The sequence below is a fragment of the Ketobacter alkanivorans genome, assembly GCF_002863865.1.
Classification (GTDB): domain Bacteria; phylum Pseudomonadota; class Gammaproteobacteria; order Pseudomonadales; family Ketobacteraceae; genus Ketobacter; species Ketobacter alkanivorans.
Genome location: NZ_CP022684.1, coordinates 1,215,549 through 1,237,246, shown reverse-complemented (window position 1 = coordinate 1,237,246; position 21,698 = coordinate 1,215,549). Strand labels below are relative to the sequence as shown.

The following is a 21,698-nucleotide window of genomic DNA, read 5'->3' as shown; positions in this document are numbered from 1 at the left end:
CATGGGCTTGATGCGGTATCTACTGACAGGGTTGCTGCTTGCAGTGATCTTGTCGGGGTGTGGTATGGAGCCGCTGCCGCATCGCATTACAGAACTGTCTGCAACCGATTTTCCGTCTACATCGCCTGCCTCCGATGAGCTGGATGTTGTCTTTCTTGGCACCGGAGGCGTGTACCTGCGCAGCGCAGACAATGCCATTCTCGGTGACCCTTTCTTCTCCAACCCGCCGATTTCGGATTGGGTGTTGCTGCGGCCGCTGCAGGTGCGTGAAGATATTATTGATCGCTATCTGCCCCCACTCGAGCAGTTACAGGGGATTCTGGTGGCCCATGTCCATCATGATCACGCCATGGATGTTCCTTACATAGCCAGCAAAGCCCCCCCTCATGTAGGTGTTTATGGCAGCAACACCCTGCGCAATTCGCTGTTTTCACAGATTGCGCCTCAACGCCTGATCGCGCTGAACGAGATGGCCGCAGGTCAGCCCGACGATGGCCGTGAGCAGTCCGGGCAATGGGTCTATTTGAATCAGCAGTTACGGTTGTTGCCTGTTTTTTCAGGGCATGCCCCTCACTTGATGGGGAAAGTGTTTAACAGTGATCAGATCACACAACCGCTTGCGCAGGTGCCGCAAACGGTTCTGGATTGGCAGTCCGGTCAGGCTCTGAGCTTCGTCATTGATTTTATGGAGGATGACACGCCGATCTTCCGTGTGTTTTATCAGAGTTCTGCTGCCGAAGCGCCGCATGGTGTGCCGCCTGCGTGGCTGCTGCAGGATGGCAAGGCGGTGGACTTGGCGCTGTTGGGTATAGCCAACCATGGGCGCTTACAGAATTTTCCGTTGGGTGTACTGGAAGCCCTGCAACCAAAGCATGTCATGATCCTGCACTGGGATCGGTTTTGGGATGAGTACACCCAGAGCGAAACATTGCCTGCTCCGGGCCTGAAACTTGCTGCTCTTGCCGACAAACTGAACAGCGCGCTGCCTGCTGATGTGCCGGTTTATCTGCCTGGGCGTGGCGCTCATTTACGTCTTAAGGAATCACCATGAACAGCCCATTAAAAATTGGTGTCGCGCTGGGCAGTGGATCGGCTCGCGGTTGGTCACACATTGGCGTGCTTAAGCAACTGATGGCCATGGGCATCGAACCCCATGTCGTGGCAGGCACCAGCATCGGGGCATTGGTTGGAGCCTGTTACGCCGCTGACAAGTTAGAGGAGCTTGAAAGTTGGGTGGTCAGCCTCGGTTGGCGTGATGTGGTGAGCCTGCTGGATGTTAAATTCAGTGGTGGTCTCATCGAGGGGCGTAAGGTCTTCCAGTTTTTTGAGCAACACATGCCCGAACTCACCTTTGAGCAGCTTGGCAAATCTTTCGGGGCTGTGGCCACGGATCTGGAGTCCGGTCGAGAGATCTGGCTGCAGCATGGTCGTTTGGCGGAGGCCGTGCGATCTTCCATTTCACTGCCGGGCTTGTTTACGCCGTACCGGGCCAAGAATGGCCGCTACCTGGTGGATGGTGGGTTGGTTAACCCGGTGCCGGTATCATTGTGTCGTGCCATGGGTGCGGATCTGGTGATTGCTGTGAACCTCAACAGCGAAATTGTCGGTAAACATTTGCGCAATTCCCGCCGTTTGAGCGATGAGTTTGTCGAGCAGGCACACGAGTCGGCCCCCGCCAGCGAAGATCAACAGGAGATACGCAAAGCGGAATCGGATTTTTTCAAAAAGGTGTCTCAGCTTTTTGGTGACAACAGCAATCGTGAGTCTGGAGAGTCAGAGATCTCCCCAGGCATGATGGACGTGGTTGCCACGTCCCTTAACATCATGCAGGATCGTATAACCCGTAGCCGAATGGCGGGTGATCCGGCGGATCTGGTGATTACGCCGCGACTGGCACAGATCGGCTTGATGGAGTTTTACCGGGCCGAGGAAGCCATCGCAGAGGGGGTTAAAACAGTGCGTTTGGCCGAACAGCAGCTGCAAAACCTGTTAGGGGATGAGGTTCAGGTGCCAAATGAGTAGCAGGCCCGACTTTCATCCTTTGCAATCCAGTCAGTCCATCTATACTGTTGTTATTAATCAGGGATTTACACGTTAATTTGTCAGGCCCGTTTTTGGGGGAGCTTTTCGAATCATGCTCAAGCTGCAATTCAAGGATCAGCGACTGCCGGCCGTTTGGTTGGTCGAATCAATCACCACACTGGGCTCTGATCCGAAAAACCTTATCGTCATTAAAGAAGACGGCATCGAGCCCCACCACGCCGAGATCCGCAAGGATGGTGATGCTCTATATCTATCTGACTTGGGCAGCTTCAAAGGCACCTTCGTTAATGGCACCAAGGTGGGTAAACATTTCCAGCTGAGATCAGGGGATGTCATCAAGTTGGCCAATGTAGAGCTGCTGATCGTTGAGCCTAAAGCGGTGGCAGAGAAGCCCAAGTCCGTGGCGCCCTCTGTACGCAGCGATTGGAGCATTATGGCGCTTTCGGGCCCGCTCAAGGGCAAGAGCATCATGATTCATGGCTCAATGGTATTCGGTCGCTCCAGCAGCTGTGATATTGCGATCAGTGACGCCCATATGTCGCGGCGTCATGCCGAGATCAATTTAAAAGGCGGTGTGCTGCGCATTGTTGACTTGCAGTCTTCCAACGGAACCTGCGTTAACGGCCAGAAGGTGGGTGAGCAGGTGCTGAAGCCCGGCGATAAAATCAGTTTCGACCATCTGACCTTTCTGGTGGCCGGGCCGGTTGGGGCGGCAGTAGCGCAGGACGATGAGGATGACGATGACGAGGCCACCGTATTCCGGGCGGCTCCTATTCCCCGAGCGCCTCAGGCGCCGAAGCCGACCGTAAGACCCATACCCAAAGCCAGCCCAGCGGCAGAGGCCAGCGTATCGGCGCCCCAAGCTAAAAGTAAGGCACCGATAATCATTGGCGCGTTGGTTGTGTTGATTGCCGTAGTGGCTGGTGCAGCCTTTATGATGCTGCAGAAATAGTTTTCTTTTTGCTCGGCTTGACGCTGACTACCCGTGCAGTCTTAACCAGGTTGTCCTTGATCTGTATGGTCTCAAAGCGATAGTTGCCAATTTTAAAGCACAGGTTGTGCTCTGGAATGGTTTGCAAATGGTCAGTAATAAGGCCGTTCAAGGTCTTGGGGCCTTTCGTGGGCAAATGCCACTTCAAAGCCTTGTTGATGTCTCGAATGGTAGCCATACCATCAATGATAAATGAGCCGTCTTCCTGGGGGTGGATGTCTTGGCTGCTGGCCGCATAATCGGTGGTAAATTCGCCCACTATTTCTTCCAGAATGTCTTCCAGGGTGACAATGCCCTGCACATCGCCGTACTCATCCACCACAAAGCCCATGCGGCGTTTCACTTTTTGAAAATTCACTAATTGCATGTGCAGAGGCGTGCCCTCTGGAACAAAATAGGGCTCGACGGCCTGCTGCATGATTTTAGCTTTGTTCAGGTCATCATCCATCAGCAGGCGGCTGATTTTACGCAGATGCAATACTCCAACAGGCGAGTTCAGGTCCGCTTTAAAGACCGGTAGGCGGGTATGCTGGGTGGACTGGAGCGCCTTGATAATGTCATCGGTGTCCTCATCCAGGTCGATTCCGATGACCTCATGCTTGGGGATCATGATGTCGTCCACCGTGACTTCTTCCAGATCCAGAATGCTTAGCAACATACCCCGATGCCGGGTGGGTAGAATGGCACCGGACTCATTCACCAAGGTGCGCAGCTCCTCCCGACTCAAATGATCACTGCCGATCTCATCGGCGTTCACGCCTACCATGCGCAACAGGCCGTTGCTGATGGCGTTTACCAGCCATACAAAAGGATACAGCGTTACCAGCAGGGGGCGCAGAATCAGGCTGGACGGGAAGGCGATGGCTTCAGGCTTCAGCGCCGCCAGAGTTTTCGGGGTTACTTCGGCAAACACCAGAATCACCAGGGTCAGCACGCCGGTGGCAATGGCGATACCGCTATCACCCCACAGGCGAATAGCAATGATGGTGGCAATAGAGGACGCCAGAATGTTCACAAAGTTGTTGCCGATCAGGATCACGCCGATAAGTCGATCAGGGCGGCTCAGCAGGTTTTCCACCCGAATGGCGGCCCGATCCTTGTTCTTGACCAGATGGCGCAGTCGATAGCGGTTGAGAGACATCATCCCGGTTTCTGAGCTGGAAAAGAACGCAGACATCAGGATCAAAATGCCGAGAATACTGAACAGGATAGAAATGGATATGTCGTTCAAGAGTTAGGTCGCCTGCTACACACGGTTGAGAATGACTTCAAGCATGACTTTTGAGCCAAAATAGCCCAAGGTGAGTAAAACGAATCCAGTCAGGGTCCATTTGACTGCAACCATGCCGCGCCAGCCCCACAAGTTGCGACCGAACAACAGCAGCCACAGCACCGTCCATGCGCCGAGAGCAAATACCGTTTTGTGCAGCAAATGCTGGGCAAAGAAATCATCCACAAAGATAAAGCCGGTGCCAATGGCAAGGGTCAGTAATACCATGCCGATAGAAATCAGATCGAACAGCGTACTTTCCATGGTTTGCAGTGGCGGCAGTAAATTCAGCACATCGTGGAGATGGCGATGCTTCAACTGATAGTTTTGAATCCACAGCAGAATGGCCTGAGACAATGCCAGAGCCAGTACGCAGTAAGATGAGATGGACAACAGGATGTGAGCGATAACGCCTTTACTCAAATGTGGGTTGGGAATCATTTCGTCATTAAAGAGCAGCGCCACCAGCATGCCGATGATTGCCGCGGGATAAGCCGGGGCAAGCAGAGATTCGATACGGCGAAAACCGGCCATCAAGGTGCCAGTGCCAGCGAGCACCAGCGCAAACAATGAGGCCATTGTGGTCACGCCCAGCTGTACACCGTGCTCCTGAAACAGTGCCTCAGACAGAAAATAGCCGTGCAAACCCAAACCGATACTCGCACAGCCCAGCAAAGCACGGCGATCCACCGGTACATCGGTTTTCAGACTTCTTATGATCAGTACGGTGGAAATGCCGTAGCAGACGCAGGCCAGAATGCCTGCAGCGATCGCCATAGTCACGGCGGGGTATTGCTCCTTAACCCGTTTCGTTTAAGCGCTAAGTTTCGCACAAGGCTGTCAATAATGAAACTGGCTGCGTTATACTTGCGGGTTCCAAGTTATTGCTGATGATGAAGACACAACTATGTTTGATAACCTGACCGAACGACTCAGTACCAGCCTGCGCAATGTGACAGGCAAGGCTCGTCTCACCGAGGACAATATAAAAGAGACCCTGCGGGAAGTCAGAATGGCCTTGCTGGAGGCAGATGTTGCCTTGCCAGTGGTGAAAGATTTCATAGATAAGGTTAAAGAACGTGCAGTAGGGCAGGAGGTGATGAAAAGCCTCAGCCCAGGCCAGGTCTTCATCAAAATAGTGAATCAGGAGCTGGTTCACATGATGGGTGACGCTAACGACGCCCTGAAATTGAACGTGCAGCCACCGGCTGTGGTGCTGATGGCGGGTCTGCAGGGTGCAGGTAAAACCACCACGGTGGGCAAGCTTGCCAAATATTTGAAAGAGCGGGAAAAGAAAAAAGTACTGGTCACCAGTGCTGATATCTACCGTCCGGCAGCGATCAAGCAGTTGGAAACCCTGGCTGGCGATGTCGGCGCACTATTTGTGTCGTCCAGCACAGAAGAAAACCCCGTTGACATTGCCAACCGTGCTATCGCCGAAGCCCGTAAATTGCACGCCGATGTGGTGATCATCGATACCGCCGGTCGTCTCGCCATCGATGAAGAGATGATGAACGAGATCAAGGCCCTGCACGCTGCCATCAAACCGGTGGAAACCCTGTTTGTGGTGGATGCCATGACCGGTCAGGATGCCGCCAATACCGCCAAGGCGTTCAATGATGCACTGCCGCTTACCGGGGTGGTGCTCACCAAGGCTGACGGTGACGCCCGCGGGGGTGCAGCCCTCTCAGTACGTCATATCACGGGCAAGCCCATCAAGTTTATCGGTATGGGTGAGAAAACCGATGCCCTGGAACCTTTCTATCCTGATCGTATCGCCTCCCGTATTCTGGGTATGGGTGATGTGCTCAGCCTGGTGGAAGAAGCTGAGCGCAAGCTGGACAAAGACAAGGCCGACAAACTGGCCAAGAAGCTGAAGAAAGGCAAGGGCTTCGACCTGGAAGACCTGCTGGAACAGTTCCAGCAAATGAAGAAACTGGGCGGCATGGCAGGCATGCTGGATAAGTTGCCTGGTATGGGCGGTATGGCCCAGATGGCCCAGCAGGGCGGTGTGGCGGATAAAGAGCTGACCAAAATGGAAGCCATTATTTATTCCATGACAGCCCATGAGCGGCGTTTCCCTGATGTAATCAATGGCTCCCGCAAGAAACGCATTGCGGCTGGCTCGGGCACCCAGATCCCGGATATTAACCGTGTGTTAAAACAGCACAAACAGATGCAGAAGATGATGAAAAAGCTGTCCGGCAAGGGTGGCATGAAGAATATGATGCGGGGTATGAAAGGCATGATGGGCGGCGGTGGCTTCCCTGGCGGCGGCATGCCTCCCTTCAAGATGTAATTAGGCTTTCTTTTCGGGGCAAATTCCCTTAAAATCCTGCGCCTCACTTGTCCTGCACACCCTCAATTTCCAGCAGTGACAGGGGCGAGAGCCTGCCTATTTAGCTAAGCAGAGCTCGAAAACACAAAAGAATTCAGTGGGTTACTGAGCGCCAGTGGCGGTTTCAGCAGCCCGCTTTTACGTTGTTAATCGCTGAACAGATTGATTGTAAGAAGGAAAAGATTACATGGTAACCATTCGAATGACCCGTGGCGGCTCCAAAAAACGTCCTTTCTATCACCTGGTTGTAACCGATAGCCGTAATGCCCGTGACGGTCGTTACATCGAGCGCGTTGGTTTCTTCAACCCGCTGGCCCGTGGCCAGGAAGAGCGTGTACGTTTGGATCTGGCCCGCATCGAGCATTGGGTTGGTCTGGGCGCTCAGACTTCTGATCGCGTAGCCACTTTGCTGAAAGATGCCAAAAAAGCAGCAGCTGCAGCTTAAGCAGTCTCTGTTATGTCGGCAGACTGGGTGGTTGTTGGGAAGCTTCTTGGGGCCTATGGCATCAAGGGCTGGATGAAACTCTATTCCCACACCCAGCCGATGGAAAATATTGCAGAATACAGCCCTCTCTGGATCAATCGGGGGGGGAGCTGGCAGCCCATAAGCGTTGAACGTGTTCAGCGGCATGGAAAGGGGCTGGTGATCAAGGTCGAAGGTTGTGATAACCGCGAGCAGATCCCGGCTTTCACTGGGTGTGAATTAGCAATCAAGCGTGAGCAGCTGCCAGCGCTCCAGCAAAACGACTATTACTGGTCTGAGCTGGAAGGATTAACGGTTAAAACCCTCGAGGGTGACTGTCTCGGTAAGATCAGTCACCTGTTCGAGACCGGTTCCAACGATGTCATTGCGGTGAAAGGCAATGCCGACAGCATCGACCGGCAGGAGCGCCTGATTCCCTATGTTTGGGATGATGTGGTTCGGGCGGTTGATCTGCAGTCCGGCACTATGACGGTGGACTGGGATAAAGATTTCTAGCGCGATATGTGGGCGTGTGAGGGAGAGGGCATGAAATTTGAAATTGTCACCCTGTTCCCTGAGATGTTCAGCGCCATTACAGACTACGGTGTGACCGGCAGAGCTGTAAAAAACGGGTTGATTGAGCTGGGCTACACTAACCCCAGGGATTTTACCCAGGATGTGCACCGAACCGTGGATGATCGCCCTTATGGTGGCGGCCCCGGTATGCTGATGTTGGTGGAGCCTTTACTGGCCGCCATTGCCAGCGCCAAGGCCAGGCTTGAGTCGGCAGCGGTGTCTGATCCGAAAGTAGTGTATGTATCACCTCAGGGCAGGCCGTTTGATCAACAGGCCGCCAAGGGGTTCAGCGAGCGGCAGGGCATGGTATTTTTGTGTGGCCGTTACGAGGGTGTTGATGAGCGTGTGATCGACATGGCGGTGGATGAAGAATGGTCCATCGGCGATTACGTGTTAAGCGGTGGCGAGCTGCCGGTGATGTCGATGATCGACGCCACGGTAAGGTTGTTGCCGGGGGTGCTGGGTCATAAGGATTCTGCAGCGGAGGACTCTTTCTTTCAAGGGTTGTTGGATTGCCCTCACTATACCCGCCCGGAAATATACGATGATCGACCGGTGCCCAAGGTGCTGATGAGCGGTCACCACGGTGAGATCAGGCGCTGGCGATTAAAGCAATCCCTGGGCCGAACCTGGCAGCGTCGCCCTGACCTTATAAATGGCAGGCAGCTCAGTAAAGAAGAGCGCGCACTGCTGAATGAATACTTGGATGAGCAAGGCTTGTCCTGAACGGTTTTATTAACGACGTGAATGTAGCGCCCTTAACCTAATAGTGGGAACTACCTCTGACGCCAACATTGAGGAAACTCTCATGAGCGGTAAAAATTTAATCATTCAAGCTATTGAAAACGAGCAGTTGAAGCAGGATCTTCCCAAGTTCAGCGTGGGCGACACTGTTGTTGTCAGCGTGAAGGTAACGGAAGGTGAGCGTACTCGTCTGCAGGCATTCGAAGGCGTGGTGATTGGTAAGCGTAACCGTGGACTGAACTCCGCGTTCACCGTACGTAAAATCTCCAACGGTGTGGGCGTTGAGCGTACTTTCCAGACTCACAGCCCGCTGGTTGACAGCATCGCTGTTAAGCGCCGCGGTGCGGTTCGTCGCGCCAAGCTGTACTTCCTGCGTGAGCGTACTGGTAAGTCTGCCCGTATCCGTGAGAAGCTCAACTAAGCGAGCTTCTGCAGATAGCGTTATTTTGCAGATAGTTAAGAAAGCGCCTTTCGGGGCGCTTTTTTTATGCCCTCTGTTTTATTCCTCGCGGTACAGGATTTTGATGCCTTGCAGGTTTTCCGCTGAGGTTTCTACATAGCCAATGGCGTAGGTGCTGCGTTTTACTGCGTCAACTACAGCGTCGCTGTTAGGGGCTTCGGAGGGTATCTTGCCCTTACCGCTGAACAGGTAATACGCTCGATAGCGTTTCAATTTGGGCAGGGATATGCCAACGGTTTTTTCGTAAAAGTGGCGGTACGCATGGCTGGTTTGTGGCAGGTCGATGGCGAGGGGTTCGTGTTCGGTTCCTGGATAGAGGTGCAGACGCCCGAGGAATACTTTGCGGACTTCTTTCAGGCTTAGCTGGGCAACAGGGTTGTCGGCATTGGTGATGACGAAGATGTCCGCTCGAACTCCGCTGGTGCCTGCCAATAGCAGGGCGGCGAGGGTTAGTTTGAGGATGATCAGCGTGCTCTTTGTCATTTAAAACACCACATCCAGTACGATTGTGTATAGGGTGGCGTTTTCGGGCCGTTCGGCGCTGTCATTCAGTGGGTAGCCCTGGCCGGTGGAGTTGGCGAGGAAGTTAAAGTATTGCACTTCTCCCTTCAGGCACCAATTGGGCATAAAGTCGTAACGCATGCCGACCGTGTAGCTGCGCTGTTGTGCCTTGAAGCTCTGAATCACCTCTTTGGTGCCAGACAGCAGCAGGCCGATGTCGGCTGGATAAGGGGGCGCCGGATAGTTGGCCAGGGCTTCGTCGATCAGCGGCAAAGTCTCTTTGTTGAGGGTGTTGTCGTAGGCGCTGACTACGATATAGGGGGTGAGTTGCTCCAGGTGGTAAAGCACAGATAAGTACCAGCCGTCGGAGTCATTAGAAAAGCCTTCCTCTGGAGCGCGAATCCAGTATTTCTCCGCGATCACCCCCCACCTGTTGTGTTCCCATTGCCCACCAATGGCGTGATATTGGTAGTTTGTGCCATCGGCGTAGAGCGATGCCCCGATCTCGGAGAAGATGGGATCCAGGCTTTCCCCCAGGGATTCGTAGGTATCAATCACAGGCTGAAACGCATCGGAGGAGATGTCGGTGTGCTCGATGTGGAAGCTGTAGCGTATCAGCCAGTCCAGTGAGCGCAGGGTGAGGCTGGTGCCATAGGTGGGGCTGGCGTCTACGTAAACATCCCGCACAGTGCCGTCAACCTGTCCCGCGAAAACCTGGATGTCCAGCTCCAGGTCGTTGGGCATATCCAGTGTGTAGAGTAGGTCGGCTCCGTCGATGTTGCTGAGGGGTTGCAGCAGGTATGCGTAGACATCGATGGGAGGGCGGGCCCAGGGATAGGAGTAACCCACATCACGGGTACCCGAGTAGATGTAATGGGAGGAGCGCATGCGGCCTAGCCTCAGTTGCAGGTCGGGGCTGGCCTGATAGGTTAGAAACAGCCACTGTAGCTGAGGGTCGTATGATTCGTCGTCGCCCAGGGCGAGGCCCGATGAGGATATCTGGGTGGTGAAGGATAGCCGCTCAGCCAAATTGCCCTGCAGCTGAATGCCGATACGGGTGTCGTTGTCGAAATCCCAGCTTGAGTCGGCTTCACCCATCGCGAAGTCGCTGCGGTTGAGTTTGCCTACGCCCAAGGTTCCAAATCCTGAGAAGTCCCAGTTTTCTTCGGAATAACAAGTAGTTGAAAAGGCGATCAGGGTAATGGCTAACAGTGTTCGCACGGGCGTTCCTATTGCAGGGCCATGTGTGTACTTTAAGAGTAGCCAATCTTGAGCTGCTTGCAGCCAAACTGTTATTTCCATAGTGGTTTTTGTTCTATTCCTGCCCTGGCATCTGTTGTGGGCGCTGCGGGTGATCGGAGGAGGATAAAGGCAGTTGGGCTGCTAGAATGAATGGATGAGTGGACATTTGCCCAAGCGTGCCGGTGCGTGCAGTGAAATTTAATCAAAATTCCAGAATACGGCTGCATATCCTTTCCATCGCCGTGATTGGTGGGCTGGGGTTTTTCTGCTATTTGCTGGCCAACGTGTTCATGGCCAGGCAAAACGAGAGTCGCCTGGATGAGTTGTTGAACCATCAGTATCCCATTATTGAGCAAATCAGGGGGCTGAAGCGAGATCTGCAGATCGTTCGTGAGAACCTGACGTCCGCGGTGGCGCTGGAGGATGTCTTTCTGCTGGAAGATTCTGAAGAGATCTCCCTTAATATCGAGCACCGTTTGGTGGAACTCACCAGTCTGGATCCACAAATGAAACTGTTTGCCACCAATGTGCGTGGCGTGTTTCGTAATTATTATGATATTTCGAGCCAGCTGGCGGCGGAGCTGATCGCAAACCCGAATCAATTGCAGAGCTACCAGCTGCGTATTGATCGCTCCCATCAGATCTATGATGGGTTGATGGGGGTGTTGAATACCACGTTGAGCGAGCGACAGGCCAGTTTTACGGCGCTGTTGAAGCAAACTGATTTGGCGGTAAAGGATGCGAATCGGTTTGGCGCAATTCTGGGGGGCATCGTGATTGTGGCGTTATTGGTGTTGGCCTGGGTTATTTCGGTGCGAGTGTTGCTTGCTATCAATCGCACTAACCGTCTGAAGGATCAGTTTCTGGCCACCATCAGTCATGAGATGCGCACGCCCATGAACGGCATCATCGGTTCGTTGAATTTGCTGTCCAAGGTGGATTTGGGGCCGGATCAGGCGGTATGGGTGGAGGCAGCGGCACGTTCGGCGGATGCCATGATGCTGTCCATCGATGATCTATTGGAACTAAGTGAAATTGTATCGGGTCGGGAGGAGGTGGTGCTGGCGCCAATGCAGATGCGGCCAGGGCTGGAGCGCCTGCTTGCAAATTGTGCGTCGGAAGTGGAAGCAAAAGGTTTGCAGATGGAGTGTCAGCTGGATTCGGTTGTGGACAGTATCCTGCTCAGCGATGCCCAGAAAGTATTTCATGTGATTCGCCATTTGTTGGGTAACGCCATCAAGTTTTCTCCCTCCGGTACGATCGAATTGTTGGTACATCGTGTGCCTGCCAAAGCTTCAGGGCTGGATAAGGTGAGTGTGCTGGTTCAGGATTCAGGGCCGGGTATCCCTCCTTATCTGATCAAAGAGTTGTTTAAGCCATTTCAGCAGCTGGATGGATCGTTTCGTCGCCAGTTTCAGGGGATGGGCATCGGGCTCGCCATTTGTCAGGCCATCGCGAAGCTTTTAGGGGGATCGATATACGTTGAGAACAGGGCTAAAGGTGGATTGTCGGTGGAGTTTTGCTTCCCGCTGCGCGAGGCTGTGGCGGAGACCGGCGGACAGATGCCGGATGAGGTTAAACAGGTAACACCGGCTCCTGCTGTGCCGCTGGTGCTGGTGGTGGAAGATAACCCGGTGAATCAGTTGGTGATTAAAGGGTATCTGAAGCGGCTGGGTTGCGACGTGGTGACGGCTAATAACGGTCAGGAGGCGCTGGAGTTGGTGAAAAACCGGCCTGTGGATCTGGTGTTTATGGACTGTCAGATGCCGATCATGGACGGCTTTGAGGCAACCCGTAAAATGCGTGAAATGGCGGAGCCCGTTTGCAATCTACCGATCATTGCGGTGACGGCCAATGCCATGGAGGCAGATCGCAGGATGTGCCTGCAGTCCGGCATGAACGGTTATTTGAAAAAGCCTGTGGCACTGGACGATATTGAACATGAGCTCAAAGCGTTTATATCGCGCGCGGCCTGATGGGTTTCATGATTCAAATCGATAGGGCAGGAATTCCCGTTCGTTTTCATTGATGTGGATGCGCTTTCCTATCGGGGGAAATGCTCGCTGTGAGCAGTTGGTGCGCTCACATACCCGACAGCTCACCCCGATGGGCACAGCCGCTTCCTTGTCGTTCAAATCGATACCCGCTGCGTAGATCAATTGGGATGCATGAGCGATTTCGCAGCCCAAGCCCACCGCAAAATTCTTTTGCGGCATCAAAAAGCCTCCTTCGGTTCTGCTTACGGTACGTGCGATGCAGAAATAGGTTTTGCCATCAGGCATCTGAGCCACCTGGCGCAAAATCTTGCCCGGCTGGGCAAAGGCTTCGTGTACGTTCCACAGGGGGCAGGCCCCACCGACGCGGGCGAAATGGAAGCTGCTGGCGCTTTGTCGCTTGGAGATGTTGCCGGCTGCGTCTACCCGCAGAAAGTAGAACGGAATGCCTTTGGAGGTGGGCCGTTGCAGTGTGCTGAGTCGATGGCAGATTTGCTCGAAACTGACGTTAAACAGGATTTGCAGGCGTTCTATGTCGTAACGTTCTTGTTGTGCTTTGTGCAGGAAGGTCTCGTAGGGCATAAGCAGAGCCCCGGCGTAATAGTTAGCCAGTCCAACTCTGCAGACTGCGTCGGATTCCGGGTTGGTGAAGCGCGCTTTTGCAATGATCTCGTCCAGTCGGGATGCCTGCTCCAGCAAACAGATTTGATGGGCCAGATGAAAGACCCGCTGACGCAGTGACAACAGCTTCGACAATATTAGTTTGCGGCTGCGGGTATCAAATTGGCGCAAGCGTTCACTGTCGGCATCCACGATGACGTTAATGCCGTGTTTGCGCTGCAGGTAGTCGATGAACTGACCTTCGCCGCCCCCCAGCGTCATACCTTCCTGTTGAAAGAGTTCCTCCGCAGCCCGATCCAGGCTGTCGAAGTAGTTGTTTTGGTAATAGAAAAAATCGCGGGTTTCCTCGTAGGGGAATTGCGGCCCCTCGATAGAGCGCACGGCTTCGTCGCCGGTTACGTCTTCTGCCAGCCCTACATAGTTCTGTTTGGTTTGATGGTAGGACTGGTAAAGGCTGAGAAAATGGCGGGCAAAGGCCGGGGATCGGGTCACTATTTCCTTCAGCTCTGGCAGCAGCACTTTCTCGTTTTCAAACAGCGGGTCTTCCAGGCAGTCTTTGATTTCAGCTACCAGGCGGTCGTCTTCTTCTTCGGAGAAGTCCGTCAGATCAATATCGAATACGCTGCCCATCTTCAGTAACACCTGGACGGTGAGCGGGCGCTGATCATTTTCAATCTGATTGAGGTAGCTGGGGGATAAGCCCAGACGATTGGCCAGTTCTGCTTGGCTGAGGTGGTGCTGCTCGCGCAGGCGTCGCACCTTGCTGCCGAGGAAGAGTTTACGTTTGCGCTGGCTCATAGGTTGACCTTTTGTGGTGTTTTTGTGTGGCTTGCAAATTTGCAATATTCGCAAAAAACAGCGGTGGTTTGCAAAGAGATTTGCATGTAGGCACTTTGAAGCCCCTTATTCTTTGCCTTTTGGCGCTCTGATTCCAATAATTCACACCAGTTGAGGTTAGCAAGATTTACAAAAATAGTCTGTGAAGAGGTGATGCATGGCCAGTTATCAAGCCCCGCTGCAAGATATGGAGTTCCTGTTGTTTGACGTGTTTGCTGCCCATCGTCGCTGGCAGGAGTGGCCATCGTTGGCTGAGGTGCTGGATGAAGACACCGGTCGGGCCATGTTGGCAGAAGCAGGCAAGTTGGCGGCCAGCTCCATCGCGCCACTGAACCGTTCAGGGGACGAGGAGGGGGTGAGCTGGGATAACGGGGTGGTGCGTGCCCCAACAGGCTTTAAAGAGGCTTATAAGGCGTTCTGTGAGGCAGGCTTGTCGGCGCTTACCGGTAATCCGAATTACGGCGGCCTGGGCATGCCGAAATCCCTTGCGGTGCTGGTGGATGAGATGATGTACGCCGCCAATAGTGCGTTCAATTTGTATCCAGCGCTGTCTGCAGGTGCCTGTTTGGCTTTGGATGCCCACGGCTCCAGCGAGTTAAAGCAGCGCTTTCTGCCCAAGATGTATGCAGGGGATTGGAGCGGCACCATGTGTTTGACGGAGCCTCATGCGGGCAGCGACCTTGGGTTGATTCGCAGCAAGGCGGTGCCTGCTGAAGGCGGCAGCTTTCGGATCAGTGGAACCAAAATTTTCATTACCGGCGGCGATCACGATCTGACGGATAACATTATCCATCTGGTGTTGGCCAAACTGCCGGATGCACCGTCTGGCTCTCGCGGCATCTCGCTGTTTTTGGTGCCTAAATACCGGGTGGTGGCGGATGGCTCCGTGGCGGGTGAAAACGGGGTTTCTTGCGGGTCGGTTGAACACAAGATGGGCATTAAAGGCTCTGCCACCTGCGTGATCAACTTTGATTCAGCCGAAGGCTATCTGGTAGGGGAGCTGAATCGTGGCCTGCAGTGCATGTTCACCATGATGAATTGCGAGCGCTTGTCTATCGGTATTCAAGGGCTGGGATGTGGCGATGCTTCATATCAGAATGCGGTGCAGTATGCTCGGGAGCGTTTGCAGGGTAGGGATGTGCAGGGGGCCGACAAGGCGAAAGCCGCTGATCCCATCATCGTGCATCCAGATGTGCGCCGCATGTTATTGAATATGAAGGCCTTGAATGAGGCGGGCCGGGCTTTTGCCGTGTATCTGGGGTTGCATCTGGATCAAGCCAAGTATGGGGCCAGCGCCGAAGAGCAGGCCAGGGCAGATGCGAAGGTGGCGTTGCTGACGCCGGTGGCCAAAGCGTTTTTTACCGATATGGGCCTGGATTGTACGGTGCTGGGGCAGCAGGTGTTTGGTGGCCATGGTTACATTCGCGAATGGGGACAGGAGCAGTTGGTGCGTGATGTGCGTATTGCTCAGATCTATGAGGGCACCAATGGTATTCAGGCGATGGACTTGCTGCAGCGCAAAGTGTTTGCCAATAACGGCGAATGGATGGAAGCCTATCTGGATGAGATTCGCGAGTTTGCCACCACTGTGCAGGAGGCGTCGTTGCGGGAGCTGGCTGATGACCTGCGTGCCCGCTCGCTGCAGTTGCAGACGTTGACGGAAACGGTTCTGCGCAGCGCCGATGAGTCACCTCTGGAGCTGGGAGCGGCTGCCTGTGATTATCTACATGTGGTGGGTTATGTTTCGTACGGTTATATGTGGCTGAAAATGATGGTGTCTGCAGACGACAGTAGCACCAAACAGAAAACCGGTCGTTACTACTTCAGCCGTATCCTGCCTCGTATCGACAGCTTGATTGCCGCTGTGGAAAGTGGCTCCGGGGCGATGATGTCGTTGTCTGAAGCCGAGTTCTAACCGCGCTTCCGCTTCAGCCCCTTCACTACAGCCCCTTCAGCAACACGCTGCCAAGGGGCTCTTTGTTGTGGGTGATGGCCAGGCTTTTTATTTCTCCCTGGTTGATGTTGATTACCAGCGGATCGAAGTCCGGCAGCAGTAGATATCCTGTGGCGGCTTCATTGGGGTTATCCAATTCAAATGACACGGTGTTAGCGCCAAAATCGAACATAATGACCTGGTAGTTGCTGGAGGTGACGTTGGCGATGTGGGCGGGGGTGATTGCGCCACGGTCACTGCGTATCTCCACCAAAGAATTGGCAGGCCAGGTCACCTTAGCTTCCCGGCTTTGGCGAGAGCGAATCTGAGTCAGGCTGGATGAAAAGTTCAGGCTTTCATTGCTGGCAGTAATGCGGTGTGTTGTGAAGTCTTTGCTTTTGAAGCGGAAGGTGTCGCCACTGCCAACAAAATAAATCTGTTTGTCAAAGCCTGTGGTGTAAATGGTGATCTCTTGGTTGTCCGCCGGTTTGGTGCCGTCTTCCATGTATACAATGGCGTATTCCGGTGCAGTGTTAAGCATGTTGATGCTGCCCGAAATTTTTTGAGCAGGCACCCCGGCGGTAAGTGCGCCGGATTCTATCTTTTGCGCCACGCTGGCAACCGCTGGGGCCGACGCGGGCACTGCGCTGAATAATGCGCCCAGGTGGATTCTGGATTTGTCCAGGCAGGCATTCAGGGCGCTTATGGTTTTTTCGATATTGTTTACACTGCCCCAGTCTGAGTTGTTGTAATAGGCATTTTTCGACAGAGCTGCGTTCACATCATTGCGGGTTTTGATGGCCGACTCGTATTGGGATTTGGCGGCATCGTAAGTCTGCCTGGTAGCGCTGCTGATGGCGCTTTTCTGTACGTTCTGGCATTGGCCTTTGGCTTTGTTCAAGGCGCTGGCGTACTCGCTCAACTCTTGTTGCGCTAGTTTCAGTTCAGATGCCTTTGCGGTAATGCTGCTGTTGAGGGAGTCCATGCAACGGTCGCCCGATGCCAGATGCTTATCCACGCTGATCTTTTCCGGGCTGGCTGGCGTTTTTTCCAGTTCAGCCAGCGCGACGGTCTCGGTCATAACCGCTTGATGACGGCTGCGGGCACTGGCCTGCGCCGATCGTGCTTGCTGCAGTGCTTTATTGTCCAGTGGAGCGCCGCTCAGATTTTTAAGAGCCGAGTCACACAGGCTGCTGTAGGCCTCACTTTCTTCAACGACCGTTTCAATTGCCAAGGAAAGTGCTTCCTGCTTTTGGCTGAAATTGGTGATTTTCTTCTGTAGTCGCTCACAGCGGTTGATTTGGCTGCGGGCACTGAATAGCTCATTCAGACGGGGGGCGGTGCTGAGGGCTTCAGTTTTCAGGGCAATGAACTGATCATAATCCAGCTTGGCCTGATCGGGGTTGTTGGCCTTAAGGTTGGCAGCAGCCTTGTCGCACGCTTCTATTGCGCGATCCAGAATGGGGGTGCCCACCTCGATCTCGATGTCGGTAGCCACCCGCTCACAGTATTTCAGGTTGCTGTCCATGCCGCGCTTACTGGAGGACAGAATCGTGTTGTTAATGCCCACAGCCTGAGCTTTCAATGTTTCGTATTTCTTCAGGGCCACGCTGGCGCTGCGCAGGTTTCCGCTGGTAAGAGCATCTTTTGCTGCGGTGCAGTGATCAAAGCCTTTCAGGTATAGATTGACGGCATCATCAAACGTGTTTGCCATCAGGGGGGTGCCGAGGCACAAGCTGGCCAGTCCCAGCACTACAGGGAGTATGTTGCCTTTCGTCATACTGCTTTCTACCAAATGTACTTAGTTATTGCTCGGGGCGTTATATTAGAAGACTAGACCAGAATGAGGGTGGCGAGCCCGAGGAAGAGGAAAAATCCCATGCTGTCGGTGGCGAAGGTCAGTACCACGGAGGAGCCCATGGCTGGATCTTTATTGAGCCGATCCAGTAGGAATGGAACGGTGATTCCGATGAGCGCAGCTAGCAACAAGTTAAGGGTTACCGCCGCCATCATGACCGCCCCCAGCAGCAGGTTGCTGTAGAGCATCCAGGCGAACAGGCCCAGTAGTGCCCCCCAGATCACGCCATTGAGCAGGCTGATGATTAATTCCTTTCGATAGATATAAGAAAGATTGCCGCGCTGGATCTGCTCCATGGCCAAACCACGAATCACGAGAGCTGCAGTCTGGTTGCCGGTATTGCCGCCGACACTGGCGACGATGGGCATGAGGGCGGCCAGTGCCACCAGTTGTTGAATGGTGTCCTCGAAAATGCTGATAAAGCGGCTGGCAATAAATGCAGTGCACAGGTTGATCATAAGCCAGGGCCAGCGTTCACGGGCACCCTCAAGGATGGGGCCGAACAGGTCGGTGCCAGCCCTCAGGCCCTCTTTGGCCAATGCCTGATTTTCGGCAACCTCACGCAGGTAATCCATGATGGACTCAACCGTTAAGCGGCCCACCAATCGATGGCGCTCGTCCACCACCGGGGCGGAGATCAGGTCGTAACGCTCGAATGCCTGTCCCGCGTCTTCGGCATCGTCATGGGGGGCGAAGGTGACTACATCTTTGTCCATGCAGTCTTCAATCAGTGTTTCACCGGGATGGCGGATCAAATCGATAAGCGGCACTACGCCCACCAGTTGCCGGTGTTTGCCAAGCACAAATAGTTTGTCGGTTTGCGGTGGCAGCTCCGGTGTGGAGCGTACCAGTTCGATGGCCTGGTTGATGGTGTGGCGTTCGTTCAAGGTCAGGCTGTCCTTGCTCATATTGTCGCCTACCGTGCCTTGCGGGTAGGACAGGGTGCGTTCCACCCAGTTACGCTCGTTGGCCTCCAGGGAGGAGACAGCTTGATTGAGGAGGGGCGCAGGGAGCAGGTCGGCAATTTCGGTGAGCTCGTCGATGTCCAGAGTACCAAGGATGATGCCCAGGCGAGCTGGCTCGGTGATCTCGATCAGGTCTTCGGCAATAGTGTCGTTCAGCTCAACCAGAACATCCCCGGCGTTGTGGTTGTCAAGTTGTTGCCATACGGTTCGCCGTTTGTCTGCGGGCAGCATGTTTAGGAGGTGGGCGATGTCGGCGTTATTGAGCTTCTTCAGTTCACGGCTGAGAGCCGCGCTTTGCTGTCGCTGTACCAGGTTTTCGATGACATCTGCACGCTTCTGCTGTTGGCGGTGGGTGACGGTTTCCACCACGGCCTGACGTTGCAGTTGTGCCAGTACCGGCGCCAGGCGCTGGGCCAGCTTTTTGGGGCGGGTTTCAAATTCGCTCATGTTGGATAGGATCAGTACCTGTCAGCACCAGGGTAGCTCTATTATGCATAGATTGTGTGACAACAGAGAATTGCCAAGCTGAATCATTAAGCCATGTCGTCGATAACGAAAAAGGGCCGCGTGATGCGACCCTTTCAAGCGGATGCTGGTGGCTGCTTAGAAGCGCCAGGCGCCGGTCAGGCTTAGGCCTTCCAGTTCATAGTCGGTCTTGTCTTGCAGCATCATCCATTCGATGCCCACTTGCAAGTTGCCGAAATGAAGATCAGCGCCGACACCGTAGGAGAGGTCGGATTCGGTTTGATCAATGGCTCCGCGAGTTTCAAAGTCTACTTTGGTGTAGCCAAGGGCAACGTAAGGGAACACCATATCCGCGAATTCCATGCCGCCTTTTACATAAAAACCGATCTGTTCATCGACTTTCAGGGCAACGCCGGGGATGTTGTCATCGCTTAAGCTGCGACCAAAGCGGCCTTCGATCATAAAGTTATCGCTTAGCTTTCCGCCCAGAACCAGAGCCATACCATCAGGCTCCAAGTCATCTGCACCAGAAGTGCTAACCGTGAACATAGTGTATTGGGCACCAATGTAGGTGTCGCCTTCTGCCAACGCAGATTGAGACGCACACAATAGGCCAGTGGCGGTTGCAGCAGCTATGAGCATTTTATTCATTAGAGATTCCTCGTTTCCCTTGTTGTTCTGTTTTTGCGCGTTTTGTTGTTATGCGGCGCACGGATTCCAACACGCGTTAGGGGCAATATAGATGACTTATTGCAATAGGGCAAAGCCATAATAGAAGCTATGTGGCCAAAAACCAAAGAAAAAAGCCGCACCAAGTGTAGTAGGAGACTTGGCACGGCATTAACGAGGATTAGGAAAGGGTCAGGGCTGCGGCTTTTTGTCGTTGCTGTCCATGACGTTGGATATATGCTGGCTATCCTCCAGTGTTTCGAACATATCTGAGGCCAGCTCGCCGATTTTCTGGTTTATATCACGAATTTTGTCGTAAACCATGCCGATGGTCTGTTGGTTCTTGTCGCGCAGCTTCTGCCGGTCTTCATCCAGCAGGCCCGACTTTTCCAGGGCTTCGAAGGGCATGTCGGCAACCGACTTATGCACGTCTTCGACGGTTCTCGCGCCATTGTCGATGGCGGTTTGGATCATGTCTTTCAGCAGTTCTGCTTTATTGAGTAAGCCCATTGTCGTGGTCCTTTTTGCTCCGGTTGTTCCTCATCTATACCACTAATGAGGAGCAACCGGAAGTTGTGCCCTAGCTACGTTCCTGGCCACCGGTAGGGAAAGAATACTTCCAAACCCGTTTCAACACGGTGCCGTACTGGTGCCAGAAGGGCCCAGTGTTGTATGGCAAGCCGTATTTGGCACAGATTTCTTCTACTTTGGGGCCCATTTCCTCGTAGCGATTGGCTGGGATGTCTGGGAACAGATGGTGTTCGATCTGATAACTCAGATGGCCACTCATTACGTGCAGCAACTTGCTGCCGGACAGGTTGCTGGAACCCAGCAGCTGACGATAGTACCACTCACCCTTGGTTTCATTTTCGCATTCTTCTTCGGTGAACGCCTGGGCCTGTTCGGTAAAGTGTCCGCAGAAGATAATGGCCGATGCCCACAGGTTACGACCCAGGTTGGCCATGGCGTTACCCAGCATGACTTTCCAGAAGAATGGGCCAGCCAGAGCGGGGAAGAAGATATAATCCTTGAACACTTGTTTCGCGCCTTTGCGGAACAGGCCTTTCAAGTAAGGCTTTTTCTCGTCCAGGTCGAACGTGCCATCGCGCAGGCGCTCACTTTCCAGCTCGTGCAATGCTACACCCCACTGGAAGAAGATGCTCAGCAGAGCAAAGTAGACAGTTTGGAAGCTGCGCATGGGGGTCCAAGGTGTTTCATCCGACAATCTCAGAACGGCATAGCCGTAATCACGATCCTTACCGATGATGTTGGTGAAGGTGTGATGTTCGAAGTTGTGGGTGCGCTTCCAGGATCCGGCATCACAGGCGGTATCCCACTCAAAATTCTTGGAGTGCATTTTGGGGTCGTTGGCCCAGTCGAACTGACCGTGCATAACGTTATGACCAATTTCCATGTTGTCCATGATTTTGGATACAGACAATGCAGCCACGCCGAGCATGAACGGTACGGGTGTGAAGCTGAAATGAATCAGTGTGCGGCCGGCAACTTCCAGGTAGCGCTGGATGCGGATGATGTTTTTCATGTAATCCACATCGGCTTGACCCAGGTCTGCACGAATTTCGTCACGCAGCGCGTCGAATTCCTGCTGCAGCCCTTCATACTGCTCCTTGGTGAGGCGACGTCGACCGTCCAGCCCACCGAATTGCACTTTTTCTTCGGTTAACTGTTCTACATTGGGTTGGGTAGCGGTAGTCATGTTGTGAACTC

General features: G+C 53.7%; 20 protein-coding genes. 10 read left to right on the top strand and 10 right to left on the bottom strand.

Annotated elements, in window-relative coordinates; translation table 11 throughout:
* Position 1 precedes the first annotated feature (1 nt).
* The 3 genes from Kalk_RS05230 to Kalk_RS05220 all read left to right on the top strand — a co-directional run bounded on the left by Kalk_RS05230 (position 2) and on the right by Kalk_RS05220 (position 2,995).
* Entirely contained in the window at positions 2–1,051 is a 1,050-nt protein-coding gene (locus Kalk_RS05230) for an MBL fold metallo-hydrolase (RefSeq protein ID WP_101893200.1), read from the top strand.
* A complete protein-coding gene (gene rssA, locus Kalk_RS05225) occupies positions 1,048–2,022 on the top strand; it encodes a patatin-like phospholipase RssA (protein WP_101893199.1) in 975 nt (324 codons plus the stop codon). Before Kalk_RS05230 ends, rssA begins: the two co-directional genes overlap by 4 nt.
* Before the next feature lie 112 nt (positions 2,023–2,134).
* A complete protein-coding gene (locus Kalk_RS05220; RefSeq protein ID WP_101893198.1) occupies positions 2,135–2,995 on the top strand; it encodes an FHA domain-containing protein in 861 nt (286 codons plus the stop codon).
* On the opposite strand, the gene Kalk_RS05215 is transcribed toward Kalk_RS05220, so the two are convergent.
* Positions 2,976–4,265, bottom strand: coding sequence for an HlyC/CorC family transporter (locus Kalk_RS05215; RefSeq protein ID WP_101893197.1), 1,290 nt, complete (start codon positions 4,263–4,265; stop codon positions 2,976–2,978). The genes Kalk_RS05220 and Kalk_RS05215 overlap by 20 nt on opposite strands.
* A 15-nt stretch (positions 4,266–4,280) precedes the next feature.
* Positions 4,281–5,081: a cytochrome C assembly family protein gene (locus Kalk_RS05210; RefSeq protein ID WP_101893196.1), complete on the bottom strand. Its 801-nt coding sequence runs from the start codon at positions 5,079–5,081 to the stop codon at positions 4,281–4,283.
* Positions 5,082–5,211: 130 nt separating this feature from the next.
* On the opposite strand from Kalk_RS05210, the gene ffh reads away from it, so the two are divergent.
* The 5 genes from ffh to rplS all read left to right on the top strand — a co-directional run bounded on the left by ffh (position 5,212) and on the right by rplS (position 8,846).
* Positions 5,212–6,603 carry a signal recognition particle protein gene (ffh, locus tag Kalk_RS05205; RefSeq protein ID WP_101893195.1) on the top strand — a complete coding sequence of 464 codons (1,392 nt, stop codon included), beginning with the start codon at positions 5,212–5,214 and terminating at the stop codon, positions 6,601–6,603.
* Between the two features lie 226 nt (positions 6,604–6,829).
* Positions 6,830–7,087, top strand: a complete 258-nt coding sequence (gene rpsP / locus Kalk_RS05200; protein WP_101893194.1) for a 30S ribosomal protein S16 — start codon at positions 6,830–6,832, stop codon at positions 7,085–7,087.
* A 12-nt stretch (positions 7,088–7,099) separates the two neighbouring features.
* A complete protein-coding gene (rimM, locus tag Kalk_RS05195) occupies positions 7,100–7,621 on the top strand; it encodes a ribosome maturation factor RimM (protein ID WP_101893193.1) in 522 nt (173 codons plus the stop codon).
* A gap of 30 nt (positions 7,622–7,651) precedes the next feature.
* Positions 7,652–8,407 (top strand): tRNA (guanosine(37)-N1)-methyltransferase TrmD, encoded by a 756-nt coding sequence (trmD, locus tag Kalk_RS05190; RefSeq protein ID WP_101893192.1) that lies wholly within the window; start codon positions 7,652–7,654, stop codon positions 8,405–8,407.
* A gap of 82 nt (positions 8,408–8,489) precedes the next feature.
* The gene (gene rplS / locus Kalk_RS05185; protein ID WP_101893191.1) at positions 8,490–8,846 is read left to right on the top strand and encodes a 50S ribosomal protein L19; all 357 of its coding nucleotides are present in this window, start codon (positions 8,490–8,492) and stop codon (positions 8,844–8,846) included.
* A 78-nt stretch (positions 8,847–8,924) separates the two neighbouring features.
* Here the strand turns inward: rplS and Kalk_RS05180 are convergent, their stop codons facing one another.
* A complete protein-coding gene (locus Kalk_RS05180; RefSeq protein WP_101893190.1) occupies positions 8,925–9,368 on the bottom strand; it encodes a type 2 periplasmic-binding domain-containing protein in 444 nt (147 codons plus the stop codon).
* Positions 9,369–10,607 (bottom strand): hypothetical protein, encoded by a 1,239-nt coding sequence (locus Kalk_RS05175; RefSeq protein ID WP_101893189.1) that lies wholly within the window; start codon positions 10,605–10,607, stop codon positions 9,369–9,371. It abuts the gene before it with no gap.
* A gap of 212 nt (positions 10,608–10,819) precedes the next feature.
* Here Kalk_RS05175 and Kalk_RS05170 point away from each other — a divergent pair, with 212 nt between their 5' ends.
* A complete protein-coding gene (locus Kalk_RS05170; RefSeq protein ID WP_158643317.1) occupies positions 10,820–12,604 on the top strand; it encodes a response regulator in 1,785 nt (594 codons plus the stop codon).
* Positions 12,605–12,610: 6 nt separating this feature from the next.
* On the opposite strand, the gene Kalk_RS05165 is transcribed toward Kalk_RS05170, so the two are convergent.
* Positions 12,611–14,041, bottom strand: a complete 1,431-nt coding sequence (locus tag Kalk_RS05165) for a helix-turn-helix domain-containing protein (protein ID WP_101893187.1) — start codon at positions 14,039–14,041, stop codon at positions 12,611–12,613.
* A 196-nt stretch (positions 14,042–14,237) separates the two neighbouring features.
* On the opposite strand from Kalk_RS05165, the gene Kalk_RS05160 reads away from it, so the two are divergent.
* Entirely contained in the window at positions 14,238–15,995 is a 1,758-nt protein-coding gene (locus Kalk_RS05160) for an acyl-CoA dehydrogenase C-terminal domain-containing protein (protein WP_101893186.1), read from the top strand.
* A 25-nt stretch (positions 15,996–16,020) separates the two neighbouring features.
* On the opposite strand, the gene Kalk_RS05155 is transcribed toward Kalk_RS05160, so the two are convergent.
* The 5 genes from Kalk_RS05155 to Kalk_RS05135 form a co-directional block, all read right to left on the bottom strand.
* Positions 16,021–17,793, bottom strand: coding sequence for a hypothetical protein (locus tag Kalk_RS05155; protein ID WP_101893185.1), 1,773 nt, complete (start codon positions 17,791–17,793; stop codon positions 16,021–16,023).
* A gap of 53 nt (positions 17,794–17,846) precedes the next feature.
* Positions 17,847–19,283, bottom strand: coding sequence for a magnesium transporter (gene mgtE, locus Kalk_RS05150; RefSeq protein ID WP_101893184.1), 1,437 nt, complete (start codon positions 19,281–19,283; stop codon positions 17,847–17,849).
* A gap of 156 nt (positions 19,284–19,439) precedes the next feature.
* The gene (locus tag Kalk_RS05145) at positions 19,440–19,952 is read right to left on the bottom strand and encodes a porin family protein (protein WP_101893183.1); all 513 of its coding nucleotides are present in this window, start codon (positions 19,950–19,952) and stop codon (positions 19,440–19,442) included.
* 210 nt (positions 19,953–20,162) lie between these two features.
* Positions 20,163–20,480, bottom strand: a complete 318-nt coding sequence (locus Kalk_RS05140) for a hypothetical protein (RefSeq protein WP_101893182.1) — start codon at positions 20,478–20,480, stop codon at positions 20,163–20,165.
* 70 nt (positions 20,481–20,550) lie between these two features.
* Positions 20,551–21,687 carry a fatty acid desaturase family protein gene (locus Kalk_RS05135; protein ID WP_101893181.1) on the bottom strand — a complete coding sequence of 379 codons (1,137 nt, stop codon included), beginning with the start codon at positions 21,685–21,687 and terminating at the stop codon, positions 20,551–20,553.
* Positions 21,688–21,698: the final 11 nt, after the last annotated feature.

Coding starts and splice junctions, on each gene's coding strand:
- Kalk_RS05230 (WP_101893200.1), top strand. CDS start 2: ATGGGCTTGATGCGGTATCTACTGACAGGGTTGCTGCTTGCAGTGATC.
- rssA (WP_101893199.1), top strand. CDS start 1,048: ATGAACAGCCCATTAAAAATTGGTGTCGCGCTGGGCAGTGGATCGGCT.
- Kalk_RS05220 (WP_101893198.1), top strand. CDS start 2,135: ATGCTCAAGCTGCAATTCAAGGATCAGCGACTGCCGGCCGTTTGGTTG.
- Kalk_RS05210 (WP_101893196.1), bottom strand. CDS start 5,081: ATGGCGATCGCTGCAGGCATTCTGGCCTGCGTCTGCTACGGCATTTCC.
- ffh (WP_101893195.1), top strand. CDS start 5,212: ATGTTTGATAACCTGACCGAACGACTCAGTACCAGCCTGCGCAATGTG.
- rpsP (WP_101893194.1), top strand. CDS start 6,830: ATGGTAACCATTCGAATGACCCGTGGCGGCTCCAAAAAACGTCCTTTC.
- rimM (WP_101893193.1), top strand. CDS start 7,100: ATGTCGGCAGACTGGGTGGTTGTTGGGAAGCTTCTTGGGGCCTATGGC.
- trmD (WP_101893192.1), top strand. CDS start 7,652: ATGAAATTTGAAATTGTCACCCTGTTCCCTGAGATGTTCAGCGCCATT.
- rplS (WP_101893191.1), top strand. CDS start 8,490: ATGAGCGGTAAAAATTTAATCATTCAAGCTATTGAAAACGAGCAGTTG.
- Kalk_RS05180 (WP_101893190.1), bottom strand. CDS start 9,368: ATGACAAAGAGCACGCTGATCATCCTCAAACTAACCCTCGCCGCCCTG.
- Kalk_RS05165 (WP_101893187.1), bottom strand. CDS start 14,041: ATGAGCCAGCGCAAACGTAAACTCTTCCTCGGCAGCAAGGTGCGACGC.
- Kalk_RS05160 (WP_101893186.1), top strand. CDS start 14,238: ATGGCCAGTTATCAAGCCCCGCTGCAAGATATGGAGTTCCTGTTGTTT.
- Kalk_RS05155 (WP_101893185.1), bottom strand. CDS start 17,793: ATGACGAAAGGCAACATACTCCCTGTAGTGCTGGGACTGGCCAGCTTG.
- mgtE (WP_101893184.1), bottom strand. CDS start 19,283: ATGAGCGAATTTGAAACCCGCCCCAAAAAGCTGGCCCAGCGCCTGGCG.
- Kalk_RS05145 (WP_101893183.1), bottom strand. CDS start 19,952: ATGAATAAAATGCTCATAGCTGCTGCAACCGCCACTGGCCTATTGTGT.
- Kalk_RS05140 (WP_101893182.1), bottom strand. CDS start 20,480: ATGGGCTTACTCAATAAAGCAGAACTGCTGAAAGACATGATCCAAACC.
- Kalk_RS05135 (WP_101893181.1), bottom strand. CDS start 21,687: ATGACTACCGCTACCCAACCCAATGTAGAACAGTTAACCGAAGAAAAA.